The organism is Bradyrhizobium australafricanum (genome assembly GCF_020329495.1).
In the GTDB taxonomy this organism is placed as follows: domain Bacteria; phylum Pseudomonadota; class Alphaproteobacteria; order Rhizobiales; family Xanthobacteraceae; genus Bradyrhizobium; species Bradyrhizobium australafricanum.
In genome coordinates, this window is the sequence record NZ_JAGKJL010000003.1 from 202,757 (window position 1) to 223,057 (window position 20,301).

A 20,301-nucleotide genomic window follows, 5' to 3' on the forward strand; every position below is an offset into this window, starting at 1 on the left:
CCCCTCACCCCCAACCCTCTCCCACAGGGGGAGAGGGAGCCTGACATGGTGCGTCCCTAACTGGAGGTCCCTGCCATGACGTCGCTCAAAGCCAAGACGCTGTTCATCTCGGGCGCGAGCCGCGGCATCGGGCTGGCGATCGCGCTGCGCGCCGCGCGTGACGGCGCCAATGTCGCGATCGCGGCGAAGACCGCCGAGCCGCACCCGAAGCTGAAGGGCACGATCTACACCGCCGCCGACGAGGTCCGCGCCGCCGGCGGCAAGGCGCTGCCGGTGCTCTGCGACATCAGGGACGAGGCCCAGGTGCTGGCGGCGATCGAGCAGACCGTCGCCGAATTCGGCGGCATCGACGTCTGCGTCAACAATGCCAGCGCCATCAGCCTGACCAATTCGCAGGCGACCGACATGAAGCGGTTCGACCTGATGATGGGAATTAACACCCGCGGCACCTTCATGGTGTCGAAATACTGCATCCCGCACCTGAAGAAGGCGGAGAACCCGCACATCCTGATGCTGTCGCCGCCGCTCGACATGAAGACGAAATGGTTCGAGCACTCGACCGCCTATACGATGGCGAAATTCGGCATGAGCATGTGCGTGCTCGGGCTCGCGGGCGAATTGAAATCGGCCGGCATTGCCGTCAACGCGCTGTGGCCGCGCACCACGATCGCGACCGCCGCGGTCGGCAACCTGCTCGGCGGCGACGACATGATGCGCGCGAGCCGCACGCCCGAGATCATGGGCGATGCGGCCTACGCGATCATCACCCGGCCGTCGCGCGAATTCACCGGGCATTTCTGCATCGACGACAAGGTGCTCTATGCCAATGGCGTCCGCGACTTCGAGCGCTACCGCGTCGATCCCTCGGTGCCGCTGATGTCGGACTTCTTCGTGCCCGACGACGACGTGCCGCCGCCCGGCGTCACCGTGCAGCCGCTGCCGTCACACTAGGCTACACCGCGAACGCATTCAGCGCCGCGCGCCAATGCTGCACGCGCTCCTTCAGCAGCGTATCGCGCACATAGGCGAGCTCCTCGTCCTCGATCCGCTCCAGCGTTTCGAGTGAGAGATTGTCCGCGCCGTGGGCCGTCCAGGCGCGCTGCAGCTCCGCGTTGCGATGGCTGCCCATCCGCAGCGTGAACCAGATGCGGTTCTCGATCTTGTCGAGGTCGAGCGCCTGCCCGACCCAGACCTCGCCGGTCGCGCGGCAGCGGATCGCGAACACGCCGGCGACAGCAGCGCGTTTCTTGTAGTCGGCGATGGCTTGCTTCCGGTCCTCGGTCTTCATGGTGACTCCTGTCGTTCCGTCGGGTTATTTATATCCGGGTATTATTGACAAAGCAATTATGCCCGGGTAAAAAGTGCTATCAACCTTCGATGGGACACCGACATGGACACCGCCGCCTGCTATCTCGAGCCGACTTGGAACGCCGGCCGCGACTTTGCCCAGCGCGAGATCGCGGGCGAGCTGGTGATGCTCAATTTGCTGCGCTTCCGCGCGATCGCCGACTATTCGCAAAGCCCGGAGCTCGCCCCGCCACAGCCGATCGCGGGGGCGGAGGCCTACGACCGCTACGTCGCGCACACGCTGCCGCATCTGCGGAAGAGCGGCGGCGACATCCTGTTCATGGGTGAAGGGGGCCCGTTCCTGATCGGGCCGGAGGGCGAGCGCTGGGACCGCGCGATGCTGATCCGGCAGAAGAGCCGTGGCGCGTTTCTCGCCTTCGCGGTGGCGGAGGCCTACCTCGCAGGCATCGGACATCGCACCGCGGCGCTGGCGGATTCGCGGCTGCTGCCGCTGGTCGAGCTGCCGCGATGAGCGCGAATTTACCGGCCGACCTGGTACGGCCCGCCCTTCTCCAGCGCCCGCGCATAGGCCGGGCGGGCGTGGATGCGCTCGAGGAACGCGACGCACTTGGGATGGCCGTCCTCGAGCCCGCCACGCGCCGCGGCGGCCTCGAGCGGAAAGCTCATCTGGATGTCGGCGCCGGAAAACTCGCTGCCGGCGAACCATTCGCTCTTGCCGAGCTCGCCTTCCCAATAGGCCATGTGCTGCTTGAGCTGCGGATTGACCAGCGTGGACAGCGCCGTGTTGGACACCTTGCGCACCAAGGGCCGCAGCAGCGCCGGCGCGCGCTTCGGCATCAGCGTGAACAGCAGCTTCAGCAGCAGCGGCGTCATCGCCGAACCCTCGGCGTAGTGCAGCCAATAGGTGTAGCGCAGCCGCTCCGGCGTATCGGCCTGCGGGATCAGGCGGCCATTGCCGTAGGTCGCGATGATGTATTCGAGGATCGCGCCGGATTCCGCGATCGTGTGACCGTTGTCGGTGACGACGGGCGACTTGCCGAGCGGATGGATCGCGCGCAGTTCCTTCGGCGCCCGCATGTCGGGCTGCCGCTGGTAGCGCACGATCTTGTAGGGCACACCCAATTCCTCGAGCAGCCACAGCACGCGCTGCGAGCGGGAATTGTTGAGGTGATGAACCGTCAGCATGGGCGTCCTCTGAAAGATCAGCGCAATCGGGCGGCGTTTGGTGCCAGCGGGAACCGAGAAAGTCGAGATCCACGCGCCGCGATTGCCAAGAATTATCCGGGCAGTATGTCGCGCAATCTGAGAGGTCTACCATGAATCCTGCCTATGTCGCCTTCGAAGGCGAGCACCGCATCGGGGCCGGCGACCTCCCGGAGGTTGCGCGCGCTGCCAAGCAACACCTCGACCAACGCAAGGACGCCGCGATCCTGGTGTTCAACGGCCGCACCTCGGCGCTGGTCGATATCGATTTCCGCGGCTCGGTCGACGACGTGCTGGCGCGGCTGCCGCAGCCCGCGCCTGCGCGCGACGAGGAGCCGGCGCCGACCGCGCCGCGCGGCCCGGGACGTCCGAAGCTTGGCGTCGTCGCGCGCGAGATCACGCTGTTGCCACGGCATTGGGACTGGCTCGCGCAGCAGAAGGGCGGCGCGTCGGTTGCGATCCGCAGGCTGGTCGACGAGGCGCGGCGCTCAAGCGGCGACAAGGATCGCACGCGCAGCGCGCAGGATGCCGCCTATCGCTTCATGACTGTGATGGCCGGCAACCGGTCGAACTATGAAGATGCGATCCGCGCGCTGTTCGCCCACGACCGGCGTCGCTTTGCGACGCTGATCGCGGACTGGCCGGCCGATATCCGCGATCACGCGATCCGGCTCGCCTATAGCGATCAAGCGGATTGACGCCCGATGAACTAATGTCGACGGGCAACCGCGAGCGAGCTGCGCCCCCTCTCCCGCTTGCGGGGGAGGGCTGGGGTGGGGGTTTTGCCACGCAGAGATTCTTTCCGGTGGAGAGAGCCCCCACCCGGATCGCATCTGTCGATGCGATCCGACCTCCCCCGCAAGCGGGAGAGGTGCAGCGAGTGTGCCGCCTGATCTAGGACGTACCAGCCAGGTGCCTGGTCAATTTTTGGAAGTTGAACGTGTCCAACCCTCCCTCCCTGCGCAAAGCCTTCCTCGCCTTCCTCGCGCCGATGCTGCTCAGCAACGTGCTGCAGTCGCTGTTCGGCACCATCAACGGCGTCTATCTCGGCCAGATGATCGGCGTCGACGCGCTCGCCGCCGTCTCGGTGTTCTTTCCGGTGATGTTCTTCTTCATTTCCTTCGTGATCGGCCTCAGCGCCGGCGCCTCGGTCATGATCGGCCAGGCCTGGGGCGCCGGCGAGCCCGACCGGGTGAAAGCCGTCGCCGGCACCACCATGACCGTGACGCTGCTGCTCGCGCTGGCGATCGCGGTTTTCGGCGGCCTGTTCGCCCGCCCGCTCTTGATCGCGCTCGCGACGCCATCCGACGTCCTCGACGCCGCGGTGGCTTATGCGCGAATCATGATGATCACGATGCCCATCACCTTCGCATTCCTGCTGCTGACCGCGATGATGCGCGGCGTCGGCGACACCGTGACGCCGCTGGTCGCGCTGACCGTCTCGACCGCCATCGGCCTGGTGGTGACGCCGGCGCTGATCCGCGGCTGGCTCGGCCTGCCGATGCTCGGCGTCGCCAGCGCTGCCATCGCCTCCGCAGTCTCGGGCGTGGTCACGCTGCTGTGGCTGCATGTCCATATGCTGCGGCACCGCCATGCGCTGGCCTTCGACACCGCGTTTCTGCGCGCGATGCGGCCGAACGGTGCGCTGCTGCGCATCGTGCTGCGGCTCGGCATTCCGACCGCGATCGGCATGGTGGTGGTCTCGCTCGCCGAGCTGGTGCTGCTCGGCCTCGTCAACGGTTTCGGCTCGGACGCCACCGCGGCCTATGGCGCGGTCAACCAGGTGATCGGCTATGTGCAGTTTCCGGCGATCTCGATCGCGATATCGGTGTCGATCTTCGGCGCGCAGGCGATCGGCCGCGGCGATTCCGCCCGGGTCGGCGCCATCGTCCGGACCGGGATCGAGATGAATCTCGCGCTGACCGGCGGGCTGGTCGTGCTCGGCTATCTCTTCGCGCGGCCGCTGATGGGCTTCTTCATCGTCGACAATGCCGTGCTCGGGCTGGCGCAGCAGCTTCTGTACATCGTGCTGTGGAGCATGGTGCTGTTCGGCATGGCGACGGTGTTTTCGGGCGCGATGCGCGCCGGCGGCACGGTGTGGATGCCGCTGTTGCTCTCGACGCTGGCGATCGCGGTGGTCGAGGTGCCGGCCGCGATCCTGCTCAGCCGCTCCATCGGCGTCAGCGGCATCTGGATCGCCTATCCCGTCACCTTCGCAACCATGTTCGTGCTGCAGATGGCCTATTACGCCCTGGTATGGCGCAAGCAGACCATCAAGCGGCTGATTTGACATCGCGCGCCGCGGCTCACATGATGACTATCATATTCTACTGATGGCGCCTGTGACAGCAGGTCCATGCTAAACAAGCCCAAACGAGACAGGCCGAGGGAGAGACCGCCGTGAGCCAAAATCCGCAATTCCTGTTCGATTTCGGCAGCCCCAACGCTTTCCTCAGCCATGAGGCGATCCCGGCGATCGAAAAACGCACCGGCGTCAAGTTCGAATACGTCCCGATCCTGCTCGGCGGCATCTTCAAGGCTACCAACAACAAGTCGCCGGCCGAGACACTGGCGGGCGTCAGGAACAAGCCGGAGTTTCAGAAGATCGAGACCGAACGCTTTCTCAAGCGCTTCAACGTCAAGCCTTACACCTGGAACCCGTTTTTCCCGGTCAATACGCTGAACCTGATGCGCGCCGCGGTCGCCGCCCAGTTTGAGGGCGTGTTCGAGAAGTATATCGAGGCCGCCTTCCACCACATGTGGGTCGAGCCCAAGAAGATGGACGATCCTGAGGTCGCCGGCAAAGCCATCGCCTCCTCCGGCCTTGACGCCGCGAAACTGTTCGCCCGCGCACAGGACGCGGACGTGAAGGCCAAGCTGATCGAATATACCTCATCCGCCGTCGAGCGCGGCGCGTTCGGCTCGCCGACCTTTTTCGTCGGCAACGAGATCTTCTTCGGCAAGGAGCAGCTGCGCGAAGTCGAGGAAATGGTATCGGGAAAGTGAGATGAGCGAATGGCCAATAGCGAGTAGCGAATAGTCGAACAGCATCCTTATCTATTCGCCACTCCCTATTCGCTATTCGCCCGCGGGCAGCGAACAACAAAGAAGGACAAATTCCCATGCGCGTTCTCGTGGTCGGCGCCGGTGCGATCGGCGGTTATTTCGGTGGCCGGATGCTTCAGGCCGGCCGCGACGTCACCTTCCTGGTGCGCCCTCGCCGCGCTTCCGAGCTCGCCTCCGCCGGGCTCGTGATCAAGAGCCCGAACGGCGATGTCACGCTGAACAACCCGCCGACCGTGCAGGCCGACAAGCTGTCGGACAAGTTCGACGTCGTGCTGTTGAGCTGCAAGGCGTTCGATCTCGAGGATGCGATCAAGTCGTTTGCGCCCGCCGTCGGCAACAAGACCGCGATCATCCCGCTGCTCAACGGCATGCTGCATCTCGATGCGCTCGACAAGACGTTCGGCGCTCAGCAGGTGCTCGGCGGTCTGTGCGCGATCGCGGCGACGCTGAACGAGAAGCGCGAGGTGGTGCAGCTGCAGCCGATGCAGTCGCTCGGCTTCGGCGAGCGCGCCGGCGGCCTGTCGGACCGGGTGCGCGCGATCGCTGAAACTTTCTCGGCGATCAACGGCGCCAACGCCAGCGAGCATGTGATGCAGGATATGTGGGAGAAGTGGGTGTTCCTGGCCTCGCTTGCCGCCTCCACCAGCCTGATGCGGACCTCGGTCGGCAACATCCTGGCCGCGCCCGGCGGCAAGGATTTCCTGCTCGGCATCCTCGACGAATGCAGCGCGATCGCCGCCGACGCCGGCCATGGCCCGGGCGGCCCGTTCTTCCAGCGCACCCGCGGGCTCCTGACCACCGAGGGCTCGCCGATGACCGCATCGATGTTCCGCGACATCAAGGCGGGGCTGCCGGTCGAGGCCGATCACGTGATCGGCGACCTGATCGTGCGCGCCGACGCCGCCAAGATCCCGGTGCCGAAGCTGCGCGCAGCCTACACGCATCTCAAGGCGTATGAGAAGCAGCGGGCTGGGTGATCTTGTAGCCCGGATGGAGCGGAGCGAAATCCGGGAATCATCTCGCGGCAGATAGAGCGCCCCGGATTGCGCTGCGCTCCATCCGGGCTACGCACATTTTTCGTACCTACAAATGCGCCAGATAATGCGCGAGCGCGGTGATCTCTTCGTCGCTCAGCGGATAGGCAACATCGGCCATCGCGGCCTGGGCGCCGCCGGAGCGCTGGCCCGACTTGTAATCGTGCAGCGCCTTGACGAGATATTCCTCGCGCTGGCCGGCGATGCGGGCCACCGCCTTGGTACCGGCAAACGTATCGCCATGGCATGAGGCGCAGCGGCGGCCGGCGGCGGCCTGCTTGCCCTTTTCGGACAAGTCCGGATTGTCGTCCTTGCCGCCCTTGAACGGCGTCAGCGACGCGAAATAGGCACCGAGATTTCGGATGTCGTCGTTGTTGAGCTGCTCGACGATCGGCTGCATCTGCTCGTTCTTGCGCGCGCCGGCGCGGAAGAACACCAGCTGCCATTGAACGTACTGGTCGAGCTGGCCGGCGAGCGAGGGAATGTTCTCGGTCTGCGAGATGCCGTTGTCGCCGTGACAAGCGGCGCAGAGTTCGGCCTTCGCCTTGCCGGCGGCGACATCGGCGGCGTTGGCGGACGACGCAACTGCGATCACCGCCGCGAACAGGATTGCAAAGAACGCAACACGCATTGCCAGTTTTCTCCACGGGTCATTGCCGGGCCTGGCCCGGCAATCCATCTGGCTTGCAGAAGGGTTTTTGTTTGGATGGATGCCCGGATCAAGTCCGGGCATGACGAATCTGTTCCGTCGTTGGGCTTGCCGAACCACGTAAACGGGGCTGCGGGTGCCTGATCGGCCACCGCAGCCCCGCATTGTTTCAACCGTTACTTCTTGCTGTAGCTGATGCGATAGATCGCACCGGCCCAGTCGTCGGCGACGAGGATCGAGCCATCCTTGTCGAGCAGGATGTCGGCGGGACGGCCGAGATACCCCTGGTCACCCTGGATCCAGCCGTCGGCGAAGATCTCCTGCTTTGCGTTCTTGCCGTCAGGGCTCGCGGTGATCTTCACGATGCGGCCGCCCTGGTACTTATGCCGGTTCCAGGAGCCGTGCTCGGCGATCAGGATGCTGTTCTTGTACTCGGCCGGGAATTGGCTGCCGGTATAGAACTTCATGCCGAGCGGCGCGACGTGCGCACCGAGATTGTAGACCGGCGGGGTGAACTCCGAGCACTTGTGACCCATCGCGAACTTGGTGTCCGGCAGGTTGCCCTGGTGGCAGTAGGGATAGCCGAAGTGCTCGCCGATCTTCGAGATCATGTTGAGCTTGTCGCTCGGCAGATCGTCGCTGATCCAGTCGCGGGCATTCTCGGTGAACCAGTACTTGCCGGTGCGCGGATCGACGTCGCCGCCGACCGAGTTGCGCACGCCGAGCGCCCAGATTTCCGCGTTGCCGGTCTTCGGATCGACGCGGCGGATCTGCGACACCGAGGTCGGCGGAATGCCGATGTTGAAGGGCGGTCCGAACGGAATGTAGAACCAGCCTTCCTTGTCGACGGCGATGTATTTCCAGCCATGCGCCGCGTAGGACGGCATGTCGTCATACACCACCTTGCCGCTGCCGAGATTGTCGAGATTGGCTTCGGCATTGTCGTACTTGATCAGCTTGTCGACCGCGATGACGTAGAGCGCGCCGTCGCGGAAGGCGAGGCCGGTCGGCATGTTGAGGCCCTTGAGGATGGTCTTGACCTCTTTCTTGCCGTTGTTGTCCTTGATCGCATAGACGTTGCCGAGCCCGAACGAGCCGACGAACAGCGTGCCCTTGTCGCCCCAGGCCATCTGCCGCGCCGCGAGCACGTTCGAGGCATAGACCTCGATCTTGAAGCCCGGCGGCAGCTTGATCTTCTTCATCATCGTCGCGAGCTCGGAATCCGACGCGCCGGTCGGCGGACCGGACGGCGGGGCAAGGCCCTTCTGCGCTTCGGTCTCGTCGCCGAGGAACCAGTCATCCGGCGGATGGGTCCAGAATTCCTTGGTGCCCGATTCGTACTTCTTCAGCGCACGATTCTTGTCTGTCTGTTGCTGCGCACTGGCGAAGGTCGTCCCCGCCAGCAGCGCGATCGCCGCGAACGCAAGTATTGATCGATTGAAAGCGGATTTCATCGCGTCACTCCCCTACGCAAGCCGTTGCAGCCTGCCTGTTATTGATTTTGAACGCCCTGAGAGATGCTGGTGGCGGTCTGTGAGGTAGGTCAGACGGCAAAATGGTAGCACATCCATCGAGGCTGAAAAGCGCGTCCGCCGGTGTGCGCTGCGTCAAAACTAGTTGAGACGATATTTCAGACGAAGTTTTCCTGAGCAGCCTGCCTGATAACAAGGCATTCTGCACCGCAGCGTGATATTCGAATGAAGCTAACGCTCGTGATCGCCTCTATCGCGACGACAGGCGCGCCAGACCGAGCGCCTGCGCCTTGGCCTTCGACAGCGGCCTGAACAACACGCTGCGCCGCTGCCCGCTCGTGATCGCCGCGATCTTGAAGCCGTCATCGGCGGCGATGATGTCGCCGGTCCGAAGCGTCATGTCGTCCTCGATCGCAATCGGCGAAAGGCCGGTGGACGCGCCGGCGCTGCACGAGCATTGCGGCACCATCTCGCGCTGGAAGCGGAATGCATTGGCGAGCGCCTTGTAGGTCTCGCCCGCTTCGGTTCTGGCGCTGTCGATATCGGAGCCGGAGTACAGCTTCACCTCGGCGGCGGGACAGGCCGCCTCGCATGCCTTGACGTCCGCCGTCTCGCTGACGCGCGGCAACGGAAAGAAGCGGCCGTCGCAGGTCCTGACGCAGAAATTTTGCTGGCCGCCCCGGAGCGACCGCGCCGTGATGTAGACGCGCGCTCGCGGCCGTTCGGCCGGCTCGAAGTCAGGCGCCGGCCCAAAGCCAGGCATGGGAGAGAAGCTGGGCGCCGGGGCATACGCCGAGTCGCTCGGCAATTGCTGCGCCGATGCGCCCGAACATGTCCAGACGCCGACGAGCACGACCAGCGCAGCAATGTTTACGCGAGCCGAGCGGCGATTTAATCCGGGAGCCGGCTTCCAACTGATCGACATCGTTCACGCGCTTGCCGCGCCGGCAAAACCGGCGGCGGCCATTCCAACGGCAACACAACCACAGATTTCTATCAGTTTTGAGAATGCAACGTTTGCCGGTTAACAAAAGCCGGAAACCGCCACGGCGGGGCCGCGGCATCTTGACCTCGCAATCGCGGCCTGGAGATGCGACCTTGGGCCGGACAGCAAAAAGCCCGCGCCAGTGGGCTGGCCTCATCAGCGGGCCTTCATCAGACTGTCAGCTCGGTCAGCGAGAAGTTTTGGAGCGGGCGAAGGGGCTCGAACCCTCGACCCCGACCTTGGCAAGGTCGTGCTCTACCACTGAGCTACACCCGCATCCGAAATGGCGGCGATCGCTCGCCGGCAACGGCAGACCTATGCCAAAAGCTGTCTGTGAATGCAACACAAGAGCGCGGTCCGAACCTCACGAAATCGCACGGTTTCTCTAAAAATTGACCCCGAATCGGCCGAAACCGGCTGTGCCGCCGATTTCTTTTTAGATTTCCGCCGGAACCGGCCTCAGGGCCATCTCGTCCCGGAGCGATTCGAGCCAGGTCTCGAACCAGCCGGTCAGCGTCTGCGTCAGCTCGACGCGGCGGGTCGGGTCGCAATCGAACACGGCCCACCATTCGATAAAGGCCCGGTCGCCGTCGATCACCGGGGTTACCCGCAGGGTCGCGCTAAAATCCGCCACCGGCAGGGTCGGGGTGTCGACGAATTCGTAGGTCTGGAAGCGTTCGACGTCGGACTGCGCGAGCAGCCGCTGCCGGATCCGCCGCTCCCGGTACAGCACATTGCGCACGGCCCCGACGGTATCGCCGGATTTGCCGTCCTCGATCTCGCTCGCCCCCGCGCCCTGGACCCAGACCGGGTAATTGTTGAAATCGCGGATGATTTTCCAGACCTCGCCGGCCGGCTGCTCGAACACCGTGCTGTAATAGGCCTTTGCCACGGGCGCTCCCCTGCTGTCATGAAGGATCGCCATCATCGGCCGTTCCGCGGCACCAACCCACCCGATCTCCGATGGAACGGGACAGGCGGCCAAGCGATTGAATTTTGCTGGCTGACTGCCATTTACGGAGCATGATCCCGGAAACCGGTTCCCACTTTTCCGGGATCATGCTCTAGCTGACAGAACGGCTGAACGTGCCGTTCCGGGCGTGCTAGAACGCCCACCGGATTTCCGACCTCAGAAGCAGGCGAGGACAACGTGACGATAATGGAGCAGGGCGGCCCCACGCCCGAGGCAGCGCCCGATCTGATCAAGGAGACGACGACCCAGACCTTCGTCAAGGACGTCATCGAGGAATCGCGCCGTCAGCCGGTCATGATCGACTTCTGGGCGCCGTGGTGCGGTCCCTGCCGCCAGCTCACGCCGATCCTGGAAAAGGCGGTTCGCAACGCCAAGGGCCGGGTCAAGCTGGTCAAGATGAACATCGACGAGCATCCGCAGATCCCCGGCCAGATGGGCATCCAGTCGATCCCGGCCGTGATCGCCTTCGTGGGCGGCCAGCCCGCCGACGGCTTCATGGGCGCGGTGCCGGAGAGCCAGGTCAACGCCTTCATCGAGAAGATCACCAAGGGCGTGCCGGCCGCCGGCGAGCCCAACCTCACCGAGATCCTGGCCGAGGCCGACGCCGTGCTTGCCGAGGGCGACGCCGCCCAGGCCGCGCAGATCTATGCCGAGGTGCTGGCGCACGACGCCACCAACATCGCGGCGCTCGCCGGCCTCGCCAAGTGCTATGTCACGTCGGGTGCGATGGAGCAGGCCAAGCAGACGCTGGCGATGGTTCCGGAATCCAAGCGCAACGACGCCGCGGTGAAGGCGGTGCAGGCGGCGATCGATCTCGCCGAACAGGCGGAAGCGGTCGGCCCGGTCGCGGAGCTGGAACAGAAAGTCGCCGCAAACCCGCTCGATCATCAGGCCCGATTCGATCTCGCCACCGCGCTCAATGCGATGGGCAAGCGCACGGAAGCGACCGAGCAATTGCTCGCCATCGTCAGGCGTGACCGCAAGTGGAACGACGACGGCGCGCGCAAGCAGCTGGTGCAGTTCTTCGAGGCGTGGGGCGGCACCGATGAGGCAACCGTCGAGGGGCGCAAGCGGTTGTCGACCATCCTGTTCTCGTAAAGCACGCCCGTCACAGCAGCGGGACCGCAGATGCCGATCAATGCCGAATATCGCGGACCCGGCGAGCTCCCGGAGGTGATCCCGGTGTTCCCGCTGCCCGGCGCGTTGCTGCTGCCGCGCGGCCAGATGCCGCTCAACATCTTCGAGCCGCGATATCTCGCGATGATCGACGACTCGTTGCGCGACGGCCATCGCCTGATCGGCATGATCCAGCCCGACGTGGCGCATTCGCAGAAAGAGGCGAAGCCGGCCCTGTTCCGGATCGGCTGCGTTGGCCGCATCACCCAGCTCGCCGAATCCGGCGACGGCCGCTACATCCTGGAGCTGACCGGCGTCGCGCGCTTCAAGGTGGTCGAGGAGCTCACCGTGCAGACGCCGTACCGGCAGTGCAAGGTCGACTTCTTCTCCTTCGTCGGCGACTTCACCGCGCGCAAGGGCGAGGAGGCCGTCGACCGCAAGGCGCTGCTCGAAGTGCTGGCCGATTTCCTGGAAGCCAACAATCTGAAGGTCGACTGGGAAGGTATCGAGTCCGCGCCCAACGAGGCGCTGGTCAATGCGCTGGCGATGATGTCGCCCTATGGTCCGGCCGAGAAGCAGGCGATGCTCGAGGCGCCGGACCTGAAGACCCGCGCCGAGATCCTGATCGCAGTCACCGAGATGGACCTCGCAAAGAAGCGCACCTCGGGCGACCCGCCGGTGCAGTAAGGCGCTTTCGAGCGAAGCGGCTACCGGTTCGCGTGAAGAAAGCGCGGCAGACCAAAAAGCGTCTCGCCCATCAGCGATTGCGCAGTTGCTTGCGGCCGGTGAACATTGCGCGCACCAGATTCTGACGCTGCAGCAAGCCGATCACGATGACCCCGAGCACGTGCAGGGCGACCAGGATGATGACCGCATCCGAGGCATAGGCGTGGGTGTCCTCGACCCACCAGACACCGAAGAAGGTCACGGTGACCTCCATCGCGCCCGTGATTGTCGAGATCGCAAGCAGGAACAGCAGCGCCACCAGCATCACGGTGCCCGCGGGGTTGAGCCCGATATAGCGCCCGGTGATGCCGCGGCGAAGATTCCAGATGTAGCGCGGCGCGGCGCGCAGGCGAACGCCGAGCCTGCCGAAACGCGCGTAGCGCGTGCCGGCAAAGCCCCAGATCAGCCGGAACGCCAGCAGCCCGATCACCGAATAACCCGCCAGCCGGTGCAGCCGGTCATGGGTGCTGGGCGTCACCCAGGCGACCAGGACGAGGATGGCGAGCGCCCAGTGCCACAGCCGCAGCGGCAGGTCCCAGACCTGCACGCTGGTCGCGCCGCGGGCGCCCGGCGCCGCCTCCGTCATCGCGCCTGCTTCACTTCGCGATCGTGTGCTTCAGGCTGAGGTCTTCCGGGCTGTAGAACAGCTCGTAGAGCTTGCCTTCCTTGACGCCGTACACCTCGTAGCAGGAGCCCTCGATTTTCGACCGGCGCACCTCGTAGCCGAGCGCCTTGGCCTTGGCTTCGGCTTCGCTTGCCGGCTTCCACGACGCCTTGTCGAGCTTGGTGCAATTCTTGTAGCCGTCGGCGAACGCCGCCGATCCGGTCAGCCCAAGAACGCTCCCAAGGACGCATGCTGCAAGCGCAGCACTCGAAATCACTCTCACGCGCATATCCCCTCCGTTGACAATCATACCCACAACGCCTTCGCGCAGGGCACATGCGTGAAGAATGCTGAGGCGATTGCCAAGTCAAGGAAGCGCCGCGACGGCTGGCTTTAGAGGAATTCTAACGGTCGCCAAAACCGCTTTGCGCTCTACGCGCAGTTCGGTTTTGAAGGCGTGCTGCGGCCTTACGCCTCATGCGAATCGGGGCCGCCCGGCGCAGCCCATCGATCAGGACGCGGCACCCGCCATCGCGAGACGGACCGCAGGCCGTTCGGCCGCTGCCGGGGTTCGCCCGCCGATCATCTGTGCGACCTTCTCGCTCTGCACCGGCGGGCTGAAGTGGAAGCCCTGCACTTCCACGCAGGCATCGGCGCGGAGGATGTCGAGCTGCTCCCTGGTTTCGACGCCTTCGGCCGTCGTGGTCTTGCCGAGGCTGACGGCAAAGCGCACGATCGCGCGCGCGATCCGGCGCGACTCGTCGGTCGCGCCCGAGAGCTCGGACACGAAACTGCGGTCGATCTTGACCTTGTCGAACGGAAACTTCTGCAGAAAGCTCAGCGACGAGTAGCCGGTGCCGAAGTCGTCGAGCGCGATCCGCACCCCGAGATCGTGCAGTTGGCTAAGCGCGGTAAACACCGCTTCGCTGTCCTGAATGATGGCCGTTTCGGTGACCTCGAGCTCGAGGCGCTCCGGCGAAATTCCAGCACTCGCCAGCGCGTGCACGATCACCGGGACCAACTCCGGACTCCTGAATTGCACAGGCGACAGGTTGATCGCGATCTTGAGGTCGTCGGGCCATTTGGCGGCCTCCGCGCACGCGGTGCGCAGCACCCATTCCCCCAGCGGCACGATCAGGCCGGTCTCTTCCGCCAGCGGAATGAACTGCGCCGGAGATACCATGCCGCGGTGCGGATGGTGCCAGCGAAGCAGCGCCTCGAAGCCGCAGGTCTCCCCGCTCGCGACGTGGATGAACGGCTGATAGTGCAGCTCGAACTCGCCATTGGCGAGCGCACTGCGCATGTCGCGCTCGAGGCTGCGCCGGGCCTGCAGCAGCCGATCGAGCTCCGGCTCGAAGAAGCGGAATGAGCCGCGCCCGCCGCTCTTGGCCGAATAAAGCGCGAGATCGGCGCTGCGCAGCACCTCGTCCGAATCGGTGCCGTCGCGCGGCGCGATCGCAATGCCGATGCTGGTCGTGGTGGTCACCCGATGATCACCGAGATCGATCGGCTCGCTGAGCGCCTTCCTGATCTTCTCGGCGAGCAAGCCCGCTTCCGTGACCGGATCGCTGACATGGTCGATCACCGCGAACTCGTCGCCGCCGAGCCGCGCGACCAGCGTCGTATCGCTGACGGATCTGCGCAAGCGGGCGGCCACCGACTTCAGCAGCGCATCGCCAGCCGGGTGCCCGAGCGTGTCGTTGACGTCCTTGAAGCGGTCGAGATCGAGCATCAGCACCGCAAGGCTCGGTCCGCCGCACCGGGCACCGGAGAGCGCGCGCTCCATCCATTCCTTGAGCAACACCCGATTCGGCAGATCGGTCAGCGCGTCGTGCTGCGCCATATAAGTGATCTTGGCCTCGGAGCGCCGCTGCTCGGTGACGTCGCGATGCGTCGCCACCCAGCCGCCGCCGGGCATCGGCTGCCGCGTCACGCAGATCAGGCGACCGTCGGCGAGCTCGTCGACCCGGCTGTTGATCTCGCCGGCCGGGAGCGCGTTCAGTGTCGCGAGCACCTGCGTCGCGGCGCTGTCGCTGGTCTCGCCCTTGAGAATGCCGTTGGCGATGCGATGCCTGATGATCTCGCGATGGGCCGTGCCGGGCAGCAGCAATTCCGGCGGCAGCCGGTACATCTTGGCGTAGCGATCATTGCAAACGACGAGGCGCTTCTCCGCATCGAACATGCAGAGGCCCTCACCCATGTGGTTGATCGCCGTATCCAGCCGGAACCTCTGCTCCTCCAGCTCCTTCTGCGACGCCTCGACCTGCTGTCGCGCCGACGAAAGCTGGCTGATGATCTCCTCGAAGCGGCGGGTGCGAAGCGCCAGCCGGCGATCCGCGAGCACCCCGACCAGACTCATCCCGAGCACCGACAGCGCCACGCCGGCGATCACGATGGCGAGGAAGGCAGGCGAGAGCGACAGGGCCGCCGGAGCCTGCAACGGATCCGGAACGATCTCGACCGCGCCCATCGCGGTGAAATGATGCGACACGATCGCAAGCGTCAGCAGCAGCGCCGCGACGAGCGACATCCAGCGGTCCTGACGGCGGACCGCGATCGCCAGCGCGGCGTAGCCGAACAGCATGCCGAGCACGACGGAGGCCGCCACGAGATCGAGCGACCAGACCACGTGGCCCGGCACCTCCAGCGCCCACATCCCGAGATAATGCATGCTGGCGATGCCGGCTCCGATCACGGCGCCGCCGACCGGCGCGCGCCAGCGGCTGGAGTCGCTGGCGGCAAGTCCGAGGCCGCCGGATGTCAGCATCATCGCCGCGGCGAGCGACAGCGCGGTGAGGACGATACCGTAACCGGTCGGGATTCCCGGCTCGTAGGCCAGCATGGCGATGAAATGCGTTGCCCAGATGCCGTAGCCGATCGCGGCTCCCGCGATCGCAATCCAGATCAGCCGGGTCCTCGCCTGCGATGCAATTGCACGATGAAAAATATTGACCGCCACAATACTAGCAACGAAGCAGACCAGTCCGGCGAGCAGAACGAGCCGCCAGTCATGCTCACCTGAAAGGCATGTAAGAACACGAAACATGCGTCGGTCCATGGTTGTCCGTGCGCATAGGCTAGGCTGATTGAATTGTCTTCTCGATAATATTCTGCAACTTTCAGTGGCATGGTTATCCGCGCGTAAGCCGATTCCGCACCGAAATTGATGGCTCCATAAATTTCACAACGATGCGCGATCCGCGCGGCTCAGCCTGCCAGCGGAACGAGCACGGTTTCACCGGTTGCAACCAGCGAGGTCTCACCTTGCTCGTTCTCCGCAAAAAGTTCCGCGCGCGCGAAGACCTGCCTGCGTCCGGCACGCAATGTGGTTCCTCTGGCGATGAAGCAGCGGCCCAGCGCGGGCTTCAGGCAATTCATCGAGAAATGCGATGCGGTGACGGAACCTGCGATCGACGCCGCGGCAAAGCCGCAGGCGGTGTCGAGCAGCGCCGCGATCACGCCGGCATGGAGGTGACCCGCATATTGGGTGAGATCGTCGCGCCAGGGCATCCGCAGTTCCACCGTGCCGGTGCCGGTGGAGACGATCTCAAAGCCGGCAAGCCGATTGAAGGCCGCCGACGCATTGGTCGCAACGAGACGTTCGAGATCGAAGCCCGGGCCAATCGTCATGTAAAGCTCCATTGCGGGGGCCGCCGTTCGAGATTCGCCCTGACGGCCTCGATGTGATTGGGCGAGCCGAGCAGAAGCGCCTGTTCGGCCGTTTCGGCCGCGAGTCCGGTCGCCGCATCGCGATCGGCTGCACGATTGAGCAGCCGCTTGGCGGCGCGGATCGCATCCGGGCTGCGGTCCGCGATCACGCGCGCCGTCTCCAGCGCGGCCTCGCGCGGCTGTTCGACGATCCGGGTGGCGAAGCCATGACCAAACGCATCGTCCGCGGAAAAGACGCGCGCGGTGTAGGTGAGTTCACGGACCACATCCTCGCGCGCGAGATGGCGCATCAGCTGCGTGCCGGCCATGTCGGGCACCAACCCCCATTTGGCCTCGATGATCGCAAGGCGCGTGCCGGGTGCGAGATATCTGATGTCGGCACCGAGCATCAGCTGAAAGCCGCCGCCGAACGCAACGCCATGAACGGCGGCGATCACCGGCACCGGCAGCTCGCGCCAGAGCCACACCAGATGCTGCGCAAAGTTGGCAATGCCGTGGGTCCGCCGGCCGAGATCGGCAAAGGGCAGGATGGACTCGCCCTCCGTCGTTGCGACCAGCCGCTCCATGTCGAGGCCTGCGCAGAAGGCCTGCCCTTCGCCCGAGAGCACCACAGCGCGGAGCTTGCGGTTGTCCGCAAGCTGCGCACCGATCTCGGCGATCGCGGCGAACATCGCCGGATCGAGCGCATTGAGCTTGTCCGGGCGGTTGAGCCTGACGTCCGCGACGCCATCGGCGATGCTGAGGCTGATGCGATCAGTCGTCATGATCGCCCTCGCTAGTAGCCGGCGGCGGCGAGCGCCACCACGGCGCTCATCGCCATCCAGCCGAAGTGGCGGAAGCGGGTCGCCACCGCGTTGGCGAGCGCCGCGATGCCGAACACGACGCCGAGCGTCGCCACGATCCAGTGCCGCGCGGCATCGGAGGCCATCGCGGGCGCGGCGATCAGCAGCACGCCGCCGCCGATCCAGGCGACGGTACCGGCCTGATAGACCAGGCGAAGCAAGAGCCGCAGCCGCGGCGGCTCGACGGTGGCGCGCGCGAATATCCTGGTCTCGCCGAGCACGCCATGGATCAGGCTGACCAGAATGGCGATGACGCCGGCGCCCTGCAGCAGAAGATCACGCATCGCGATGCCTCCATACACTACTGTATGGATATGATACCGGCCGCTGGCGCCTGTCAATACACTTGTGTATGGTGGCGGCGGGACGGGGAACCATGACGGAACAGCTCTCGGTCAAGGACTGGCTCGATCAGGGCCTGAAGACGCTGGCGCGGCGCGGCTTCACGGCGCTCAAGGCCGAGCCGCTGGCCAAGGCCATGGGCGTCTCGCGCGGCAGCTTCTACTGGCATTTCGCCGACATCGGCGCCTACCGCGCGGCGATCCTCACCCATTGGCGCGAGGTCGCGGCCGAGCAGGTGATCGCCGAGCTCGAGACCATTCCGGAAGGCGGCGACGCGCTGGCGCTGTTGCTGCGCCGTGCCTTCTCGGCGCGGCTGGCGCTGGAACGCGCGGTGCGCAGCTGGGCCACCGCCGATGCCGCGGCGCGCGCCGCCGTGCTCGAGGTCGACCAGCGCCGGATCGGCTATATCGAAACCCTGCTGCGGCAGGCCGGATTCCCGGACGACGTGGCGCGCGGCCGCGCGCAGATCTTCTACTGGGCGTTCATCGGCTACGCGCTGTCCGAGCAGGCGCTGCCGAAGCCGCGTCAGCAGGCCGCGATCGATGAGCTGCTGCGGATGGTGAAGCGCTGACAGCTGACATTTGGATGTGCTACATCACGGCCAGTTTATTCTGACGCGTTTTCTTCACGCGAACCGGTGCCCACTTCGCTCGAAAACGCTCCAGTCGGAGACCCGCAATGAATTCCACGACCGACCACCTCGAGAGCACGGCCGACCCAAAGCTGCTGGAAATCCTGGTGTGCCCGATCACCAAGGGGCCGCTGGAATTCGACGCCGCGCGGCAGGAGCTGATCTCGCGCTCGGCCAAGCTCGCCTACCCGATCCGCGACGGCATTCCGATCATGCTGCCGGAAGAGGCGAGGAAGATCGATTGATGTCAGCGCGTAGCCCGGATCGAGCGCAGCGAAATCCGGGGAAGTCGCACCGCTGAAAGGCCGGCCCCGGATTTCGCTTCGCTTCATCCGGGCTACGAGGGCTAAAGCGCCTCGCCCTTCAGCAGCCGCGGCACCTCGCCTGATAGTCCCGCCGCCTGCCGGATGAACATCTCCTTCAACGGCGGCGCGCGATCGACGAGACCGAGGCCAATGTCGCGCACGGTGCGCAGCAGCGTCGATTCGTTGGAGAACAGAAAGTTCAGCGAGTTGGTGGCGACACCCATCGCCATCGTATCGAAGCGGCGCCAGCGCTGGTAGCGCTCGAGCACGTCGGCCTGGCCGAGGTCCATGCCGAGCCGCGCCGCATCGACCACGACCTCGGCGAGCGCCGCGACATCCTTCAGGCCCATATTGAGTCCCTGCCCCGCGATCGGATGGATCACATGGGCGGCGTCGCCGATCAGCGCCAGCCGTTCGGCGATGAACGAGCGCGCGACGAAATAGCCGAGCGGGAAGGCGCGCGGCCTGTCGAGCGGCTTGATCGCGCCGAGATGCAGGCCGAAGCGCTGCTCTAGCTCGGCGTGGAATTGCTCTTCGTTCAAGGCGACAATGCGCGCGGCATCGTTGCGAGTCTCGGTCCACACCAGCGACGAGCGATTGCCGGTCAGCGGCAGGATCGCGAACGGCCCGGCGGGCAGGAAATGCTCCTCGGCGCGGCCGTGATGTTCGCGCTCGTGCCCGACCGTGACCACGATGCCGGACTGGTTATAGTCCCAGCCATGGGTCGCAATCCCGGCGCGCTCGCGCAGCTTCGAGCGGGCGCCGTCGGCGGCAACCAGCAGGCTCGCATCGATCACGGTGCCGTCGGCCAGCGTAACGCTGACGCCGTCGGGCCGCGACGCGAAGCTCGACACCGCGGCGGCGTGCAGCTCGACGCCCTCCGCCTCGGCACGGCTCGCGAGCGCATCGATCAAATAGCGGTTCTCGACCATATGGGCGAACGGCTCGCCGGGCGCGACATTGCCGGCGAAGGTCAGGAACACCGGGCGCGTCGCGTCCTCCAGCCTGGAGTCGGTCACGACCATATCCGTGATCGGCTGCGCCGTCGGCGCCACCTGGCCCCAGACGCCGAGAGTCTCGAACAGCCGCCGGCAGGCCGCCACGATCGCGGTCGCGCGCGGATCGCGGCTCGGGCGCTGGCTCAGCGCCGGATCGGCCACGATGACCGGGATGTCGGGCCCAAGCCCCTGGCGCAGCGCCACCGCCAGCGCCAACCCTGCAAATGCGCCCCCGCAGATGACAATACTTCGCTGTGCCGGCATGCGATCCTTACTCGATTACGCCATCAAAGGAGACTTGCTACCTGATATTAGCTGGGCGAAACAGAGTTTAGAAACAAGGGCGGCTAACAGCCCCAATCGTCATTCCGGGGCCTA

At 65.3% G+C, this 20,301-nt stretch carries 24 protein-coding genes and 1 tRNA gene; 11 read left to right on the plus strand and 14 right to left on the minus strand.

Annotated elements, in window-relative coordinates:
• The first annotated feature begins 75 nt into the window (after positions 1-75).
• Positions 76-951, plus strand: a complete 876-nt coding sequence (locus J6525_RS04445) for an SDR family oxidoreductase (RefSeq protein ID WP_225642361.1) — start codon at positions 76-78, stop codon at positions 949-951.
• A gap of 1 nt (position 952) precedes the next feature.
• Here the strand turns inward: J6525_RS04445 and J6525_RS04450 are convergent, their stop codons facing one another.
• Positions 953-1,288 (minus strand): GIY-YIG nuclease family protein, encoded by a 336-nt coding sequence (locus J6525_RS04450; protein WP_225642363.1) that lies wholly within the window; start codon positions 1,286-1,288, stop codon positions 953-955.
• 102 nt (positions 1,289-1,390) lie between these two features.
• Here J6525_RS04450 and J6525_RS04455 point away from each other — a divergent pair, with 102 nt between their 5' ends.
• The gene (locus J6525_RS04455) at positions 1,391-1,819 is read left to right on the plus strand and encodes a DUF1330 domain-containing protein (protein ID WP_092081289.1); all 429 of its coding nucleotides are present in this window, start codon (positions 1,391-1,393) and stop codon (positions 1,817-1,819) included.
• 8 nt (positions 1,820-1,827) lie between these two features.
• Here the strand turns inward: J6525_RS04455 and J6525_RS04460 are convergent, their stop codons facing one another.
• A complete protein-coding gene (locus tag J6525_RS04460) occupies positions 1,828-2,493 on the minus strand; it encodes a glutathione S-transferase family protein (protein ID WP_225642364.1) in 666 nt (221 codons plus the stop codon).
• Between the two features lie 131 nt (positions 2,494-2,624).
• Here J6525_RS04460 and J6525_RS04465 point away from each other — a divergent pair, with 131 nt between their 5' ends.
• From J6525_RS04465 to panE, 4 genes are all read left to right on the plus strand, one after another.
• Positions 2,625-3,209 (plus strand): DUF2239 family protein, encoded by a 585-nt coding sequence (locus J6525_RS04465; protein WP_225642366.1) that lies wholly within the window; start codon positions 2,625-2,627, stop codon positions 3,207-3,209.
• Between the two features lie 242 nt (positions 3,210-3,451).
• Positions 3,452-4,801, plus strand: coding sequence for an MATE family efflux transporter (locus J6525_RS04470; RefSeq protein WP_376708428.1), 1,350 nt, complete (start codon positions 3,452-3,454; stop codon positions 4,799-4,801).
• Positions 4,802-4,911: 110 nt separating this feature from the next.
• Positions 4,912-5,517: a 2-hydroxychromene-2-carboxylate isomerase gene (locus J6525_RS04475; RefSeq protein WP_057021342.1), complete on the plus strand. Its 606-nt coding sequence runs from the start codon at positions 4,912-4,914 to the stop codon at positions 5,515-5,517.
• A gap of 116 nt (positions 5,518-5,633) precedes the next feature.
• The gene (gene panE, locus J6525_RS04480) at positions 5,634-6,554 is read left to right on the plus strand and encodes a 2-dehydropantoate 2-reductase (RefSeq protein WP_225642368.1); all 921 of its coding nucleotides are present in this window, start codon (positions 5,634-5,636) and stop codon (positions 6,552-6,554) included.
• Positions 6,555-6,660: 106 nt separating this feature from the next.
• Here panE and J6525_RS04485 read toward each other — a convergent pair whose 3' ends face one another.
• The 3 genes from J6525_RS04485 to J6525_RS04495 form a co-directional block, all read right to left on the minus strand.
• Positions 6,661-7,242 (minus strand): c-type cytochrome, encoded by a 582-nt coding sequence (locus J6525_RS04485; protein WP_092081280.1) that lies wholly within the window; start codon positions 7,240-7,242, stop codon positions 6,661-6,663.
• Between the two features lie 194 nt (positions 7,243-7,436).
• Positions 7,437-8,714, minus strand: coding sequence for a PQQ-dependent sugar dehydrogenase (locus J6525_RS04490; protein WP_225642370.1), 1,278 nt, complete (start codon positions 8,712-8,714; stop codon positions 7,437-7,439).
• Positions 8,715-8,982: 268 nt separating this feature from the next.
• Complete coding sequence (locus tag J6525_RS04495) at positions 8,983-9,495, minus strand: DUF2865 domain-containing protein (protein WP_225642371.1); 513 nt, start codon at positions 9,493-9,495, stop codon at positions 8,983-8,985.
• Between J6525_RS04495 and J6525_RS04500 the strand changes: the two genes are divergently transcribed.
• Positions 9,494-9,760: a hypothetical protein gene (locus J6525_RS04500; protein WP_225642373.1), complete on the plus strand. Its 267-nt coding sequence runs from the start codon at positions 9,494-9,496 to the stop codon at positions 9,758-9,760. The two genes, J6525_RS04495 and J6525_RS04500, sit on opposite strands and share 2 nt — an antisense overlap.
• Positions 9,761-9,918: 158 nt before the next feature.
• Here J6525_RS04500 and J6525_RS04505 read toward each other — a convergent pair.
• Both J6525_RS04505 and J6525_RS04510 read right to left on the minus strand, forming a co-directional pair.
• Positions 9,919-9,993 (minus strand) — tRNA-Gly (locus J6525_RS04505).
• 160 nt (positions 9,994-10,153) lie between these two features.
• The gene (locus J6525_RS04510; RefSeq protein ID WP_225642375.1) at positions 10,154-10,609 is read right to left on the minus strand and encodes an SRPBCC family protein; all 456 of its coding nucleotides are present in this window, start codon (positions 10,607-10,609) and stop codon (positions 10,154-10,156) included.
• Between the two features lie 258 nt (positions 10,610-10,867).
• On the opposite strand from J6525_RS04510, the gene trxA reads away from it, so the two are divergent.
• Positions 10,868-11,788 (plus strand): thioredoxin, encoded by a 921-nt coding sequence (gene trxA, locus J6525_RS04515; protein WP_026192069.1) that lies wholly within the window; start codon positions 10,868-10,870, stop codon positions 11,786-11,788.
• 30 nt (positions 11,789-11,818) lie between these two features.
• Complete coding sequence (locus J6525_RS04520; RefSeq protein ID WP_225642377.1) at positions 11,819-12,493, plus strand: LON peptidase substrate-binding domain-containing protein; 675 nt, start codon at positions 11,819-11,821, stop codon at positions 12,491-12,493.
• Between the two features lie 70 nt (positions 12,494-12,563).
• On the opposite strand, the gene J6525_RS04525 is transcribed toward J6525_RS04520, so the two are convergent.
• The 6 genes from J6525_RS04525 to J6525_RS04550 form a co-directional block, all read right to left on the minus strand.
• Positions 12,564-13,118: a cytochrome b/b6 domain-containing protein gene (locus J6525_RS04525; RefSeq protein WP_225642378.1), complete on the minus strand. Its 555-nt coding sequence runs from the start codon at positions 13,116-13,118 to the stop codon at positions 12,564-12,566.
• Positions 13,119-13,128: 10 nt separating this feature from the next.
• Complete coding sequence (locus tag J6525_RS04530) at positions 13,129-13,425, minus strand: PepSY domain-containing protein (RefSeq protein ID WP_092081268.1); 297 nt, start codon at positions 13,423-13,425, stop codon at positions 13,129-13,131.
• A gap of 222 nt (positions 13,426-13,647) precedes the next feature.
• On the minus strand, positions 13,648-16,182 hold the full coding sequence (locus tag J6525_RS04535; RefSeq protein WP_225642380.1) for a bifunctional diguanylate cyclase/phosphodiesterase: 2,535 nt from the start codon (positions 16,180-16,182) through the stop codon (positions 13,648-13,650).
• 161 nt (positions 16,183-16,343) lie between these two features.
• The gene (locus J6525_RS04540) at positions 16,344-16,766 is read right to left on the minus strand and encodes a PaaI family thioesterase (protein WP_092081264.1); all 423 of its coding nucleotides are present in this window, start codon (positions 16,764-16,766) and stop codon (positions 16,344-16,346) included.
• Positions 16,763-17,569, minus strand: a complete 807-nt coding sequence (locus J6525_RS04545) for a crotonase/enoyl-CoA hydratase family protein (RefSeq protein ID WP_225642382.1) — start codon at positions 17,567-17,569, stop codon at positions 16,763-16,765. The genes J6525_RS04540 and J6525_RS04545 overlap by 4 nt, the downstream gene beginning before the upstream one ends.
• Before the next feature lie 11 nt (positions 17,570-17,580).
• The gene (locus J6525_RS04550) at positions 17,581-17,931 is read right to left on the minus strand and encodes a hypothetical protein (RefSeq protein ID WP_092081260.1); all 351 of its coding nucleotides are present in this window, start codon (positions 17,929-17,931) and stop codon (positions 17,581-17,583) included.
• A gap of 92 nt (positions 17,932-18,023) precedes the next feature.
• Here J6525_RS04550 and J6525_RS04555 point away from each other — a divergent pair, with 92 nt between their 5' ends.
• On the plus strand, positions 18,024-18,560 hold the full coding sequence (locus J6525_RS04555) for a TetR/AcrR family transcriptional regulator (protein WP_225642385.1): 537 nt from the start codon (positions 18,024-18,026) through the stop codon (positions 18,558-18,560).
• A 107-nt stretch (positions 18,561-18,667) separates the two neighbouring features.
• On the plus strand, positions 18,668-18,865 hold the full coding sequence (locus J6525_RS04560; RefSeq protein ID WP_018269337.1) for a Trm112 family protein: 198 nt from the start codon (positions 18,668-18,670) through the stop codon (positions 18,863-18,865).
• A gap of 101 nt (positions 18,866-18,966) precedes the next feature.
• On the opposite strand, the gene J6525_RS04565 is transcribed toward J6525_RS04560, so the two are convergent.
• Entirely contained in the window at positions 18,967-20,187 is a 1,221-nt protein-coding gene (locus J6525_RS04565) for a ubiquinone biosynthesis hydroxylase (RefSeq protein WP_225642386.1), read from the minus strand.
• Positions 20,188-20,301: the final 114 nt, after the last annotated feature.